General features: G+C 48.2%; 10 protein-coding genes. 8 read left to right on the forward strand and 2 right to left on the reverse strand.

Annotated features, from left to right (window positions below; genetic code table 11):
• Positions 1 to 49 precede the first annotated feature (49 nt).
• The gene (locus METTU_RS03460; RefSeq protein WP_006889906.1) at positions 50 to 646 is read left to right on the forward strand and encodes a DUF1638 domain-containing protein; all 597 of its coding nucleotides are present in this window, start codon (positions 50 to 52) and stop codon (positions 644 to 646) included.
• Positions 636 to 2,657 carry an ATP-binding protein gene (locus METTU_RS03465; protein ID WP_006889907.1) on the forward strand — a complete coding sequence of 674 codons (2,022 nt, stop codon included), beginning with the start codon at positions 636 to 638 and terminating at the stop codon, positions 2,655 to 2,657. Before METTU_RS03460 ends, METTU_RS03465 begins: the two co-directional genes overlap by 11 nt.
• 13 nt (positions 2,658 to 2,670) lie before the next feature.
• Here the strand turns inward: METTU_RS03465 and METTU_RS03470 are convergent, their stop codons facing one another.
• Positions 2,671 to 4,647 (reverse strand): sensor domain-containing protein, encoded by a 1,977-nt coding sequence (locus tag METTU_RS03470; protein WP_006889908.1) that lies wholly within the window; start codon positions 4,645 to 4,647, stop codon positions 2,671 to 2,673.
• Positions 4,648 to 4,922: 275 nt separating this feature from the next.
• On the opposite strand from METTU_RS03470, the gene METTU_RS21545 reads away from it, so the two are divergent.
• Positions 4,923 to 6,737: a sigma-54-dependent Fis family transcriptional regulator gene (locus tag METTU_RS21545; protein ID WP_006889909.1), complete on the forward strand. Its 1,815-nt coding sequence runs from the start codon at positions 4,923 to 4,925 to the stop codon at positions 6,735 to 6,737.
• A gap of 165 nt (positions 6,738 to 6,902) precedes the next feature.
• On the opposite strand, the gene METTU_RS03480 is transcribed toward METTU_RS21545, so the two are convergent.
• A complete protein-coding gene (locus METTU_RS03480; RefSeq protein WP_006889910.1) occupies positions 6,903 to 8,768 on the reverse strand; it encodes a hypothetical protein in 1,866 nt (621 codons plus the stop codon).
• A gap of 676 nt (positions 8,769 to 9,444) precedes the next feature.
• Between METTU_RS03480 and METTU_RS03485 the strand changes: the two genes are divergently transcribed.
• From METTU_RS03485 to METTU_RS03500, 5 genes are all read left to right on the forward strand, one after another.
• Positions 9,445 to 9,918, forward strand: a complete 474-nt coding sequence (locus METTU_RS03485; protein WP_006889911.1) for a low affinity iron permease family protein — start codon at positions 9,445 to 9,447, stop codon at positions 9,916 to 9,918.
• A 286-nt stretch (positions 9,919 to 10,204) separates the two neighbouring features.
• Positions 10,205 to 11,482 (forward strand): leucine-rich repeat-containing protein kinase family protein, encoded by a 1,278-nt coding sequence (locus METTU_RS03490; protein WP_217182775.1) that lies wholly within the window; start codon positions 10,205 to 10,207, stop codon positions 11,480 to 11,482.
• A 149-nt stretch (positions 11,483 to 11,631) separates the two neighbouring features.
• Positions 11,632 to 11,784 carry a hypothetical protein gene (locus METTU_RS23510; RefSeq protein WP_006889913.1) on the forward strand — a complete coding sequence of 51 codons (153 nt, stop codon included), beginning with the start codon at positions 11,632 to 11,634 and terminating at the stop codon, positions 11,782 to 11,784.
• Complete coding sequence (locus METTU_RS03495; protein ID WP_006889914.1) at positions 11,784 to 12,632, forward strand: 5-bromo-4-chloroindolyl phosphate hydrolysis family protein; 849 nt, start codon at positions 11,784 to 11,786, stop codon at positions 12,630 to 12,632. The genes METTU_RS23510 and METTU_RS03495 overlap by 1 nt, the downstream gene beginning before the upstream one ends.
• A 27-nt stretch (positions 12,633 to 12,659) precedes the next feature.
• Positions 12,660 to 13,802, forward strand: a complete 1,143-nt coding sequence (locus METTU_RS03500; RefSeq protein ID WP_006889915.1) for a toxic anion resistance protein — start codon at positions 12,660 to 12,662, stop codon at positions 13,800 to 13,802.
• Positions 13,803 to 13,837: the final 35 nt, after the last annotated feature.

Here is a 13,837-nt window from a genome sequence, read left to right on the forward strand (position 1 = left end):
TTAGCCCTGTGCCTTTCGCCTTATCTGTCGATCTGCGGCTGAATTGTAAATGTCACCATCAACACTAAACCTGGTCGGCTGCGGCATTTTGCAAAAAGAAGTGGGCTATTTAATTGCAAAAAATAACTGGCCATTGGCCACGGATTTTTTGCCCGCTTCGTTGCACATTGACTTTAAACGCTTGGCCTGCGCTTTACAGGCAGGTTTAGCCAGGCATGCGGATGAACAAACCATCGTCTTTTACGGGGCCTGCCATCCGGGAATGGATAAGATGCTGAATGATGGCCGTACTCTGCGAACATCGGGACAAAACTGTATTGAAATGCTGCTAGGCGCGGAAGAATTTAATCGGGAACTGACTCAAGGTGCGTTCTTTTTATTGGATGATTGGGTGCGCAATTGGGATGCCGTTATTGCCAAGACATTCGGTTCGAATATCGCCGTTATTCGCGATATTTTCCATGACCAGCACCGCTATCTGTTGTGCCTGCGCACACCGCAATCCGGTGATTTCAGCCGGGAAGCCGCGCACATCGGCGCCATGCTGGATTTGCCGGTGCAATGGCGAGATGTGACCTTGGATCATCTCGAAAGCGTTGTACACACCGCCATCAGGCATAAATTGGATAGCTTGCATGCCCAATGAACTAATGACCATCCCCGTTGCCGAGTGGAACAAACTCAAACAGCGCGCCACCAAACTCGCCTTGGATAAATCCAATCAACAACTGGTCATGCAGTTGATGAGTAAAATGAGTGAAGCCTCAGGATTGGAAAATGTCATCGATAATATGCTGCGTTCGATTGTCGATGTCATCGGTGGGGCTAACCTGATCCTGTATTACAAAATCGATGCGGATATTTTCTATGCCGATGTGTATGGCGTGAAAAAACACCTGCAACAACTGGATGATGAGTGCGTTATCAGCGCTTTCGCCACAGGCGATGCCAGCGAATATGAGCATGATTTTAGTGATACCCAGATGCTGACACCTGCTTTCACTCATGCGTACACATGGATTTATCCGCTCAAAGTCGGTTCGACGGTGATCGGCGTGTTCAAAATGGAAAGCCTGCATATCGCCATGCGCGATTTGTATGCCCAATTGCCGCTGTTCTTTAATTACGCCGCGCTGGTATTAAAGAATGAAATTCTCGGATATACCCGTTTACAAAACGTCAATAACTTATTGCAGCAAGAAATTATTATTCGTAAGCAAACAGAGCAAAAATTATTAGCGGCAAAAAATGAAGCGGAAGCGGCGAATCGCGCCAAAAGTATCTTCTTGGCTAACATGAGTCATGAATTACGCACCCCGATGAATGCCGTGTTGGGATTTTCGCAGTTAATGCAAAAAGACAGCGATCTTAGCCCTGAACAACGTGAAACCCTGAACATTATCAACAACAGCGGTAAACATTTACTGGAGTTGATTAATGATGTGTTGGATATGGCGAAAATTGAAGCGGGGCGTGTAATCGTTGAAAACGGTAATTTCGATTTAGGCGCGCTTATTCGCGACACCATTGACATGATGCACCAACGCGCCGAAGCCAAAGGATTAGAATTGTTCCTGGATCAATCGTCCAGTTTTCCGCGATTTGTTAATAGCGATGAAGCAAAATTCCGGCAGATTTTGCTTAACTTGGTTGGCAATGCCATTAAATACACGCAAAAAGGTCGCGTTATTGTGCTCTTAACGGCTGAAAATTTGCCCGATACTCAGCAATGCCTCTTAATCTGCGAGATAAAAGATACCGGTATCGGCATTGCCAAGCAGGATTTGCCGTTTATTTTCGATACGTTTGTACAAGTCGGCAGGGAATCCGATCAACAAGGCAGCGGTTTAGGGCTGCGGATTACCAAACAATATGCTGAATTAATGGGCGGGCAAGTTACCGTTACCAGTGAATTGAATAAAGGATCATCGTTTATCTTAACGTTACCTGCTGCCAAGGTCGACCAGTCAGAGATTATCAACAAAACCGTTCTCGATGGTAAGCAGGTGCTGGGATTAGCGGCGGGACAGCCTGAGTATCGTGTCTTGATTGTTGAGGATCAACTGGAAAATCGGCTGTTGCTGAAAAGGTTGATGGAATTCGTCGGTTTTCAGGTGCGTGAAGCGGTAAATGGTCAGCAAGGCGTAGAACAATTTATGCATTGGCAGCCGCATTTTATTTGGATGGACAGACGCATGCCCATTATGGATGGCATCGTCGCCACGCAAAAAATTCGCGCTTTGCCCGGTGGCGATAAAGTGAAAATTGTTGCCGTCACCGCATCGATTTTTGCAGAACAACGGCAAGAGTTTTTAAATTCAGGTATCGATGATATTGTCGGCAAGCCCTATCGTGATGCCGAGATTTTCGACTGCATGGCAAAACATTTAGGTGTGCAGTTTATTTACGACGAGCTGGTTAATGAGAAAAGGGCGACTGAGCAATCGCTTAATGAGCAGTGCTTGAAACAGCTACCCGAGTCGCTATTGTCCGAATTGCAGCAAGCGGCCATGAGTTTGGATATAGAGCAAAGTCTAGCGGTGATTGAACAAATTAGAGCGATTGACGCACCTTTTGCCGAAGTGCTGAAGGAACGGGTCAATCAATTCGATTTTGAAGTGATTACTAAATTGCTATGTAATGCCGACTTTTCATAATGGGTAGGGGGGCTCATAGAGCATGGCCCCTTTTTGATTCCTTTGTTTCGTACATTGCGATATCGGAATAATGCAACAGCGTTTTAGCGTCGGTTCCATGGTCGGGATACATGCTTATTCCGGCGCTTACGCCAATTTCGATATCGTAATCGTCAATACGGTAAGCCTTATCTATTGCATCGGTAATCTGGCTAAGTAGTTTCTCTACCATCTTCCGGCTGGTAACATTCTCCAGCAATATGACGAATTCATCTCCGCCCAATCGGGTGACAGTGTCGGTTTCGCGGACGCTACGAGTGAGTCTATCAGCAACTTTCTGCAATAGCCGATCTCCGATCTTATGCCCGAAAAGATCGTTAACCGGTTTGAATTTGTCTAAATCCAGAAATAAGATAGCAAATTGGGTATTGTTGCGCATGGCCACTTTAATGGCCTGTTCAAGCCGGTCATTAAACAGCACCCGATTAGCCAAGCCGGTCAAAGGGTCATGGTAAGCGATATGACGCAGATGCTCTTCTTCCGCCTTGCGTTCGGAAATATCCGACATGATGGCGACATAATGCGTGAGTTGGTTGTCGGTGTTTTTTACCTGGTTAATGCTGGCTCTCATCGGTATTAAGGTGCCGTTTTTCATCCGATCAATAATATCGCCCTGCCATTGGCCGCTTGCATTGAGCGACTCCCACATTCGGTTATATTCTTCGCCGGTGGTATAACCTGATTGCAAGATTGACGGAGGCTGGCCTAATAATTCGCTCTCATCATATCCGGTCATCGCGCAAAATGCTTGATTGACCGAAACGATACGCGCCGATGAATCCGTAATCAAAATCCCATCGCTGCTGCCGGCAAAAACCGTTGCCGCCAACTTTAACTGTTGCTCCGCTTTTTTGCGTTCGCTCAGGTCCATCACATAGGCAATGCCTTGTTCCTGATTGCCGCCGAGCATCGCCGCGCCAATATAGATCGGCACCCAGTGCCCCTGTTTATGGATCAAGGCTTTCTCGAAAGGCTCGCACCGGCCATGTGTTAAAAGCTCATTGATGACTTGTTGATCCCGGTGCTGAAATTCAACCGGCGTAATATCCCGCCAGTTGATGACGCCGGTCGAAATATCCGACCGGTCATAGCCGATCATGGTTAAAAAGAGATCGTTCGCCTCCTCGATCATACCATCCATCCGCCAGGAAATAATGCCGATCGTATTCGACTCCTTGAGCCGGCGAAACCGTGATTCGCTAGTAATCAGTTGCTGTTCCGCTTGGGTGATCCCTTTGATTATCTGACGGCTGACCCATAGCCCGATACCGATAAAGATAACCAGTACCAGCACCGTAATTAGCCATACCGTTTGTTTAACCCATCTTGCCCCTTCACTCAGGATTAGTGAAAAGCGATTTTCCAGTTGATGAAGTTCATCATTGAGATGCTGCAAGCGATTTCTCAATTCGGCTATTTTTTCGGTGTTTTGCTTTGATGCGTTGATTTCGATGCGAATTTGCTCACTTAGTTGCTTCAATTCGTCGATGGTTTGATCGGCAGATTGCCATGTAGAGATTGCATCGCGCATATAGGAAATGCGCTGGAATGTTAAAAAGAACCCGATCATTGAATCGATATCGTCAGGGTGGTTTTGTCCCTGCAAAAAGCCGTTTCTCGCTTCCTCGTAGTTCGGTGGGAATGCCAATAATGCCAACCGGGCATTTTTATCGCCGCTGGTGACCTTTAGAGCTTCCTGATAAGCGATGTAGTCGGTTTCTGAATGACTGTACGAATAACTGCCCAGATAGAATACGGCATCCTTTTGCGCCTTGGCCCACAAACCTTCGCCCCTAACATAGGAGCGCACGCCGTCGAAAATATTGCCATACCCAAAAATCATCCCACCCAGCAATACTGAAATCAGTACGAACAGGGAAATAATAAAAACAACTTTTCCTTCGGTGGAAAATGCCGGAAGTCTCAGCCTGTGTTTTTTATGGGTTACCATTGCTTTCCACAGGCTGTGTATTGTCTGGCGTTACGGCACATAATCCTGTTGTTCATTGGCGGGTGTCCTGTATTTTGTGTAAACGGGATTTAAATTAACGACCCGGCATCCTGTCTTCGAACTGAATAGTAAACCCGTTCAGTGCGGCTTTCCAGTCTTGTCGCCCATAAGTCTGTTTGAGCGCAAGCAAAAACCGGCGTTTCCGGTGCACTGCGCTGTACTTCATGCTGTAACCCGCTCTAAAATGAAAGCCTTAGTACACCTGTGAATCCGATATGAAAGTAAACCCGCTGACCCAAAACCTATCCGCCGAGCATTTATTGCAGCACATGCCGGTGTCGACGTTCGTGTTGAATGCCAGGCATCAGGTGGTGATCTGGAACAAGGCCTGCGAGCAATTGACCGGCCTGAAAGCCGGGGAGATGGTCGGCACCGATCAGCATTGGCGCGGCTTTTATACCGAAAAACGCCCGTGTCTGGCGGACTTGCTGCTGGACAGCACCTTGGGTGAAGTGTCCAGCCTTTACGAGCATGCCAGCGACTTCACTTCTCTCAGCGACATTTGCCATACCGAAAACTGGTGCCTGATGCCGGACGGGCGCAGGCTGTATCTGGTCATCGATGCAGGCACCATCAGCAATGAGCAAGGCGAAGTGGTGGCGATCGTCGAAACCCAGCGCGACCGCACCGAGCAAAGACTGACGATGCAGGCGCTGACCGAAAGCGAGCAACGGATTTCCTCTATCCTCGGTTCGGCGATGGACGCCATCGTCACCGTCGACCAGCAACACCGCATCACGCTGTTTAACGCGGCGGCGGCCCGGATCTTCCGTTGCGTGGCCGATTTCGCGATCGGCCAGCCGGTCGAGCGTTTTATCGCGCCGCATTGCAGCAAACTGTTCAAGCAGTTCATCGATTTCGACAACCCCGCCGCCAAAACCCAGGCCTGGGCGCCGGAAGGCCTCAGCGCACGGCGCGCCGACGGCGAGGAATTCCCGATAGAAGCCACCTTTTCGCCGCTGGAAGCCCACGATCAAAAACTTTATACCATCATCCTGCGGGATGTGAACGACCGCCGCCTCGCCGAACAGAAACTGGATCGGCTGCAACAGGAAAAAGGCTACCTGCAGGAAGTGCTCAACGACGATCACAATCCCGGCGATTTCGTCAGCGGCTCCAAGCTGATGCGGACCGTCATGGAACAGGTGCGGATGGTGGCCCGCACCGATACGCCGGTCTTGCTGCTCGGCGAAACCGGCACCGGCAAGGAATTGCTGGCCCGCGCCATCCACGAGTTCAGCGACCGCAGCGCGGCGATTATGGTCAAGGTCAATTGCGCGGCGCTGCCCGCCGAGCTGATCGAGAGCGAACTGTTCGGCCATGAAAAAGGCGCGTTCACCGGGGCGACCCAGCAGCGCAAAGGCCGCTTCGAGCTGGCCGACGGCGGCAGTCTGTTTCTGGACGAGCTCGGCGAACTGTCCTTGTCGGCACAGGCCAAGCTGCTCCGGGTGTTGCAGGAACAGGAATTCGAGCGGGTAGGGGGCAGCGAAACCATCCGGGTCGATGTGCGGGTGATTGCGGCAACCAACCGCAATTTGGCCGAGGAGGTCAGTTTGGGGCGGTTCCGTTCCGACTTGTATTACCGGCTGAACGTGTTTCCTGTTGAGGTGCCTGCGTTACGGCAGCGGGTGGCCGATATTCCATTGCTGGCGCGGTTTTTCCTGACTAAATATGCCAAAAAGTTCGGCAAGCGCTTTGACGACATTGATCCGGCCGGGCTGGACTATTTGCGCCAATATCCGTGGCCCGGCAACGTCCGCGAATTGCAGAACGTCATCGAACGGGCGGTGATTCTGTCCCAAGGCTCGCTGTTGGACATCGCGCCGTTGCAGCCGGTTCGCGTCCATCCCGAAGCCGCTACCGGCAAGTTGCGAACCTTGGAGTCCGTGGAGCGCGAATACATAACGCGCACCCTCGAAGCAACTGGCTGGCAGATTTCCGGCGTTAAGGGCGCGGCGGCGATACTGGGTATGAATCCCAATACCTTGCGCTCCAGGATTTTGAAGTTGGGGATTTCCAGGGCGGGGTGAAGGCATGTCGAGTGACACCGCTAATGGCCGTTTTGGGTCGCGGCAGCCGTGTGTAGCCAGTCCAAAAAACTATCCATGTAAATCGTCTGAGTCGATCCTTCTGGTCGTTCCCAAGATATTAATAGATATGAGTATTGCACTCAGGCTGTAGACTTTTTATTGCAATTACCTTGTAACTGTAACCTTGCCGCTCTCGATTTTGATTTTGTATTCACATTCACACTTTGCTTTGCCCTCGTATTGGGCGCTAGTTTCCAATAATTTGTGCCTACTTTTGTCCAAGAAGGGTTCGCCGCAGTAAGGGCAAAGAAGTATCACACCAATTCCAATAAGGCTATCCCATTCAGCTAAACAACGATTCAGAACTTCTTTAATATCCTTCGAGAAATCTTTCTCATCGTCACCCTTTTTCAGCGGATAATAAAAATTGATCTTATCCGATTTAGAATCAACAATATCAATATCAACATCAGTGCTTTGCAATAGTTCCGTCTTCTCTGAAAAGGCCAATTCTCCCGATATCGTATATCTGTCCCATTCCTGTAATACATCCACCAAAACCCCCAAAAAAGCGAGTGGATCGTCGTCAAGACTGATTTTCGGATATCCATTTTTGCTGTATTTCTTGCAACTTTTTTCATAATATTTTTGTTGAATTACATCATGAATTGCGATTGATGCTGTTGCCCAGAGCACTTTATTAAACCAGCGTTCCGGGCTGAGGCCGTCTCTTATACTCATCTCTATTGGAACGTATTGCTCGATAATTTGGCGTTGGGTGTCATCATAGATTTGTTTCGATACGCAATTGATATGATTCTTTTCTTTATTTTGTTTGTATTCAAACTTTTCCCAGTTGAGTAGATCAAATCCCCACACAAATTCGTGATAAAACGTCAAAGCTTGTAACACAATTAGTCCACTGCAGACACCATGATTAAGGTTTTTAAAGCCCTGGTTGGAGCCTTTGCTCATTGCATCGTAGTATTCCTCCTTCACAATCTTCAGTATGGTTTGCATTGTGGTTGTGGAATTTTTTTTATAGGTTTCATAGTACATGTTCCAGATAGAGAAAGCCTCGCGATTTAAACCATACTGATTCTTTATTGCCTCGTTATTAAGCGCTTTGAACCCGTCGCGTTCCATGAGTTTTTTTCTAATATTCTCACAACCTCCAATGTCGCAAAGACGGTCGCCAAGGGAGGCTAAGGACTGTGAGTTTTTAAAATCAGGAACCGAAACATCGAGGAGATTAGCAATATTCTGCGCGGCCCTATAATCAACCCTAAAATGTTCCCAAAAATAATGATTAAAATAATCGTGGACTACTTTTGCCCCCCTAATGACTCGAACGTTTTCCACTTCAGGGCTGGCTGAAGAAATAGTACCCTCGAAAATATAACCTACATCATGAAGCAAACTCGTAATAGACCAAACATCTCCAAATTCATTCGCCAGAGCAATAGATTCATCTTTTTCGCCTATTTTGCCGAATTCATCAGGAGCTTCATTCTCGTAGAATTCATGCTCCTTTTCCGTTAATGTAAAAAAGTCATGCGTAGTTACATACTCATTACCATAAATAGTTTTCTGCTGATTAATTAAATACTGCTTAAATTTGTCTTGAAATTTTTCAGATGTATCAAAAATATACCATCCCAGTATGTAGTTATAAAGCGTATGGACTGCGTGATCCCGTTGCATGTCATAATCAATATCTGCCGCAACTTCTCTTTTGGATGCAGCCTCTCTAAAGTATGCAAGCGTATGATTGCCTGATATCCATAATGCGTATCTTGAAAAGGCATTTGCCTTCTTTAAGCGTACTTCATCCAATGTTGCCTCAAAAAAATCATTCAAATGCTTGTGGATTACACCGTCCTTTTTTACCGTAAGAAAAGGTACATCTTTCCAATTTTCTTTATCTTTATTTAGTGAATTGATCCTTTTTGGATTGTGATACCAATAAAACCATGTCTCTTGATCCTTCACGTATTCAAAAAGCGTCTTTTTTGCTGTTTGATCTGTCATATAATTCATCCTCGTTTAGGAATTATCAAAAGCTACAAAACACAATGTTATGTCAATCAAGTTGAAGAGGTTAGGCCGATCAGACGGCGGTGTCTGTACGAGAGCGCACATAGTGATGCGGCCGTAGGTTAGGCTGAATGTAATGAAGCCCAACAATTCACCGCTCGCCGCAGGTAATATATTCAAGAGCAAGATTGCTTGCCCAATGCCCAAGCGGGACGAATCAATGGGGTCAGATTAAATTGATTGGGGATCAGCTAATTAAAATCAACGACACTGACCCCATTGATTCCCTGACCCCATTGATTCCGATAAGACTATTCTGAGCGTAGCCGAAGGGCTCAAGGCGAACGGTTAAGCCTCCCGGCTGTTCACAAGAGATTCAGGCAATTCGAGGGGCTGTGACGCTGGCTTTGTGCTGCGCATTTCCCCCTTTTTCCTCTTGCTTGCTTGCTATGTTAATCTAGCCGGACGATAAAGGGGGCGAACCCGATGATCGCCCGAAGTGATGAACTTCAAGAGGGCACAACTCTTAGCGGGAAGGCGCCCTTTTGATGACTTGAATGATGTCTTGCTGTGGGGATTTCAGGCAACGATAAATCAATATCTATTGCCCCGTGCGGCCCTTTAATTTTCCATTAAACTCAGATAGTTTTGACCAAAAGGAAATAAGAACATGATGAAATCAGACCAACTTGAAATTTTAATAAGTCGTTTCTCAAAATGGGCGGATAGCGCAAGTGGGTTTGTCGCCGCACTGTTCTCAGGTGATTCCGACAAAAAGGAAATGATATCTGACCGACTTGAGATTTTTACACACCGTTTCGCAAAATGGACAGGTAGCGCAAGTGGATTTGTCGTAGCCCTGCTCTCAATTCTTGTCTTGTTTGTAGCGGGATTAATCTTTGGGTTTTCTCAAGACTGGGAACGTGGATTATCGATCTATATTGGTGTCATTACGTTTCTAATGGTATTTCTAATACAGCGCGGCCAGAATAAGGAGCTTTCCATATTGCAGGTAAAGCTCAACGAATTGATAGCAGTTACGAAGCATGCCGATAATCGGCTAATCAATGTCGAAGACTTAACGGAAAAGGAAATTTCAGCTGTTCAAGAAATACATCATAAAATCGGGGAGGAAGATATTTGAGCCCCATTCGACAAAGCTCATGACAGGCTTCGGCTACGCTCAGGAGAACCTTGTCGAACCATGATTAACCGTCCGCCCTTCGACAAGGCTCAGGGCGAACGGGATTTTTGAATGCTCAATGGTTGTTTTTAGTCACGTAGGCTTCCATTTTTAAAAGGTTTGCATCAGTTTGTGTATCATAAGCCCTCATTAAAACGATTAAACGGAATAACTTACTTTGCATACCTTAGCGCAATTAAAATCAGGTGAACTCAGCCAGGCTAAACGCTTGCGAATAACCGAAAATTTGACTGAATTTCCGGATGAAATATTTGACTTAGCCGACACATTGGAAATCTTGGATTTATCTAACAATCAGCTCGATTGTTTGCCGGAAGACTTCGGCCGTTTGCACCAACTAAAAATATTGTTTTTAACCAATAATCAATTTAGACAAGTACCCAACGTTATCGCCGACTGCGCTAATTTAGACACTATCAGTTTTAAATCCAACCGTATTTCAAGCGTTCCCGAATCTGTTTTTCCACGAAACACTCGTTGGCTGATTCTAACCGACAACCAAATAGAAAAATTGCCCGACTCTATGGGTGAGCTGCCGCGCCTGCAAAAATTAATGCTGGCGGGTAATCGGCTAACTGAACTGCCTTCCACTTTAGCGAACTGCGCTAACTTACAATTAATGCGCATTTCAGCCAACCAGCTGCCTTGTTTGCCGGATTGGCTGCTCCAAATGCCTAAGCTGGCTTGGTTAGCCTTTGCGGGTAACCCGTTTAGCGGCTATTCCGACATGGAGAATGCAGGCACGCATAAAGTGAGCCTGTCCGATATTCAGCTGCATGAACAACTCGGGCAAGGGGCTTCCGGCGTTATTTATCGCGCAGAATGGATCAATCAACCGGCTAGCCTGCAAGGCTCGGAAGAACAGATAGCGGTGAAATTGTTTAAAGGCCATGTCACCAGCGATGGTTACCCCCTTGATGAATTGCGGGCCTGCTTGACTGCCGGTAACCACCCCAATTTAGTCCGGATGACGGCACATATATCTGAAAACGATCAGTCAGGATTGGTATTGGGCCTGATCCCCAGTACGTTCTATAACTTGGGCCTGCCGCCATCTTTGGCAACATGCACTCGCGATACCTTTGCGGGCGGCTTTCAATTGACCTTGGCCGATATTACCAGTATAGCGGTTAGCGTAGCCGACACCCTCGTTCATTTACATGATAAGGGGCTATGTCACGGTGATTTATATGCACACAATATCCTGGTCAATCCTGACGCTGCTGTCCTGTTAGGCGATTTTGGCGCTGCTTCTAGCTTTTTATCGTTACCTGACGAACACATAGCGGCGATACAACGCTTTGAAATGCGCGCTTACGGACATCTGTTGGACGACTTGCTCTCGTTATGCAGTGACAGAACTAACGATTTAACGTTATTTGAACGGTTAAGCGAATTAAAAAACACCTGCGCACACGCGAACATAAAAGTAAGCCCAACTTTTCCTGAAATAAAACATCAGCTACGCATTATTGTTTCGGATAGGCAAAGAGTCACCGTATAAGCCAGTTCAAACCGGCGAAAATCCATTGATAAGTTCTCCGCAATAAACTGCCATGCATTTTAATTTGGAGGCTCTTAACATTGTTTTACAGATGTCAGGCCGTGGTGGATAATGAAGACTCAATTAATGCTGATGGGAGTTAAAAGACGATGCCCGCACTATTACGCAGCTTGCTCGGTTTTATCGTATTGGTTGCAACGATCGGTCTTGCAACCTGTCAATCGATGGTGCAGACGGAACCATCAAGTTCAGCCTATCCTGCCGAAGCCTTTTCATCCTCCGGCCGTTCGCAGGCGGAATAATGAATCAGTTCGAGAAACTTAAACAATCCGTCTCGGATGCTTTGCACCCTTATTCTCCGCGAGGGCTGTTGCTTTATTTCCTGCCGATGGCGCTGATTCCTGCGACGTTTATCGCATTGGGTAAAGGCCATTTTCTGACTGTTTTGGTTAACGCCGCCGGTTTTGCGTCGTACATGCTGGCCGCCTGGTGCCTGCGCAAGGGACTGCAAGCCGAATATGTTTACGCTAAAAGCCGGATTGTCCGCCCACCCAAACAACCGTTAAAAACGGCCGCCGCCGTGATCACGGCGCTGACGACCGGCATGATCGCCTGGCTGGGCGCGGGGCATTCGTTGCCCGTGGCGCTGATGTTTGCCGGCGGGGCGTTTCTGGGCATGTATTTGAGTTACGGCTTCGACCCTCGCGATGAAAAGAAAATAACCGCTGCACATGGCTATTCGGGAGATGAAATCCAGCAAGCCCTTGAGGATTCGTCGCGCATCATCCGCCGTATCGAGCAGGCTAACGGCCGGATTCGAAATGCCGAGTTAAACCGGCGCATCGAGCGCATTTGCGAAGTTGCCGACAACATTCTGGCTGAAATCGAGGCCGACCCGCGCGATTTCCGGCGGGCGCGCAAGTTTCTTAATGTCTATCTGGACGGCGCCCGGCAGGTGACCGAAGGTTACGCTAAAACCCACCAGCAAACCCAATCCGGGGAGTTGGAACAGAATTTCCGCAATGTGCTGGAAACGATCGAATCGGTATTTCAGGAACAGCATCAAAAATTACTGGAAGAAGATGTTTTCGATCTGGATGTGAAAATTGAAGTTTTAACCAACCAGCTCAAACGGGAAGGCATTCTTTGATGTCATTACGCTACAGAGGATTTAAACATGAGTGAACAGCAAGCTCAAACAACGGCCGGCACGGCCGATAGTTCCGAATCCAAGGAGATCGTCCCAGGTGTCCAAGCCGAAATGGTCCCGCTTGCCGAGGCGCCTGCGGAGAGGAAACAGCTCGTTCAGCAATTGCTGAACGAAATCGATATCAGCAATACCCAATCGATCATTTTTTTCGGCAGCAAGGCGCAGGAACAGTTGACCACGATTTCCGACCGTATGCTGGACGGCGTCAAGAACAAGGAGATCGGCCCGGCCGGCGATGATCTGAACGAAATGGTCTCGACGATACGCGGTTTCGAGGTCGACGATCTGGACCCGAACAAGAAACAGGGCTTGTTCGACCGTTTACTGGGCAAGGCCAAACCGGTCGTCAAGTTTTTGCAGCAATATGAAGAAGTGCGCAAGCAGATCGATACCATCACCGACAAGCTGGAACGGCACAAGACCAATCTGCTGACCGACATCACCTCGCTGGACCGTCTTTACCAAGCCAACCTGGACTACTTTCATACGCTTGAGGATTATATCGCCGCTGGCGAAGAGAAACTGCGCGAACTCGATGAAGTGGTTATTCCAGAACAGGCCAGGCAGGTCGAAACCAACACTGAAGTGATCGCCGCGCAAAACCTGCGTGATTTGCGCGCCGCCCGCGATGACCTGGAGCGGCGCGTGCATGACCTGCGCCTGACCCGGCAGGTGTCGATGCAAAGCCTGCCCGGCATCCGCCTGGTGCAGGAGAACGATAAAGGTCTGGTCAACAAGATCAATTCGACGATCGTCAACACCGTGCCGCTGTGGCGTCAGCAACTGGCGACGGCGGTGACCATTTACCGCTCCTCGCAGGCCGCGGAAATGGTCAAGGCTGCGACCGATCTGACCAATGAACTGCTGGCCGCGAACGCCGAAAACTTGAAACAGGCCAATGCCGAAACCCGCAAACAGCTGGAGCGCGGCGTGTTCGACATCGAAACAGTCAAAAAAGCCAATGAAGCGCTGATTGCGACGATACAGGAAAGCCTGCAGATCGCCGACCAGGGTAAGAAGATGCGCAGCGAAGCGGTCGCGCAACTTGAGCAATGCGAAACCGAACTGCGCAAAACCCTGGCTTCGGCGCATGCAAAGTCGACCAGCTGACGCTGGTTTGATTGATGGATTCGATAAGCGGAAAC

It is taken from the genome of Methylobacter tundripaludum SV96, assembly GCF_000190755.2.
Taxonomy (GTDB): Bacteria; Pseudomonadota; Gammaproteobacteria; order Methylococcales; family Methylomonadaceae; genus Methylobacter_A; species Methylobacter_A tundripaludum.

Coding starts and splice junctions, on each gene's coding strand:
- METTU_RS03460 (WP_006889906.1), top strand. CDS start 50: ATGTCACCATCAACACTAAACCTGGTCGGCTGCGGCATTTTGCAAAAA.
- METTU_RS03465 (WP_006889907.1), top strand. CDS start 636: ATGCCCAATGAACTAATGACCATCCCCGTTGCCGAGTGGAACAAACTC.
- METTU_RS03470 (WP_006889908.1), bottom strand. CDS start 4,647: ATGGTAACCCATAAAAAACACAGGCTGAGACTTCCGGCATTTTCCACC.
- METTU_RS21545 (WP_006889909.1), top strand. CDS start 4,923: ATGAAAGTAAACCCGCTGACCCAAAACCTATCCGCCGAGCATTTATTG.
- METTU_RS03480 (WP_006889910.1), bottom strand. CDS start 8,768: ATGACAGATCAAACAGCAAAAAAGACGCTTTTTGAATACGTGAAGGAT.
- METTU_RS03485 (WP_006889911.1), top strand. CDS start 9,445: ATGATGAAATCAGACCAACTTGAAATTTTAATAAGTCGTTTCTCAAAA.
- METTU_RS23510 (WP_006889913.1), top strand. CDS start 11,632: ATGCCCGCACTATTACGCAGCTTGCTCGGTTTTATCGTATTGGTTGCA.
- METTU_RS03495 (WP_006889914.1), top strand. CDS start 11,784: ATGAATCAGTTCGAGAAACTTAAACAATCCGTCTCGGATGCTTTGCAC.
- METTU_RS03500 (WP_006889915.1), top strand. CDS start 12,660: ATGAGTGAACAGCAAGCTCAAACAACGGCCGGCACGGCCGATAGTTCC.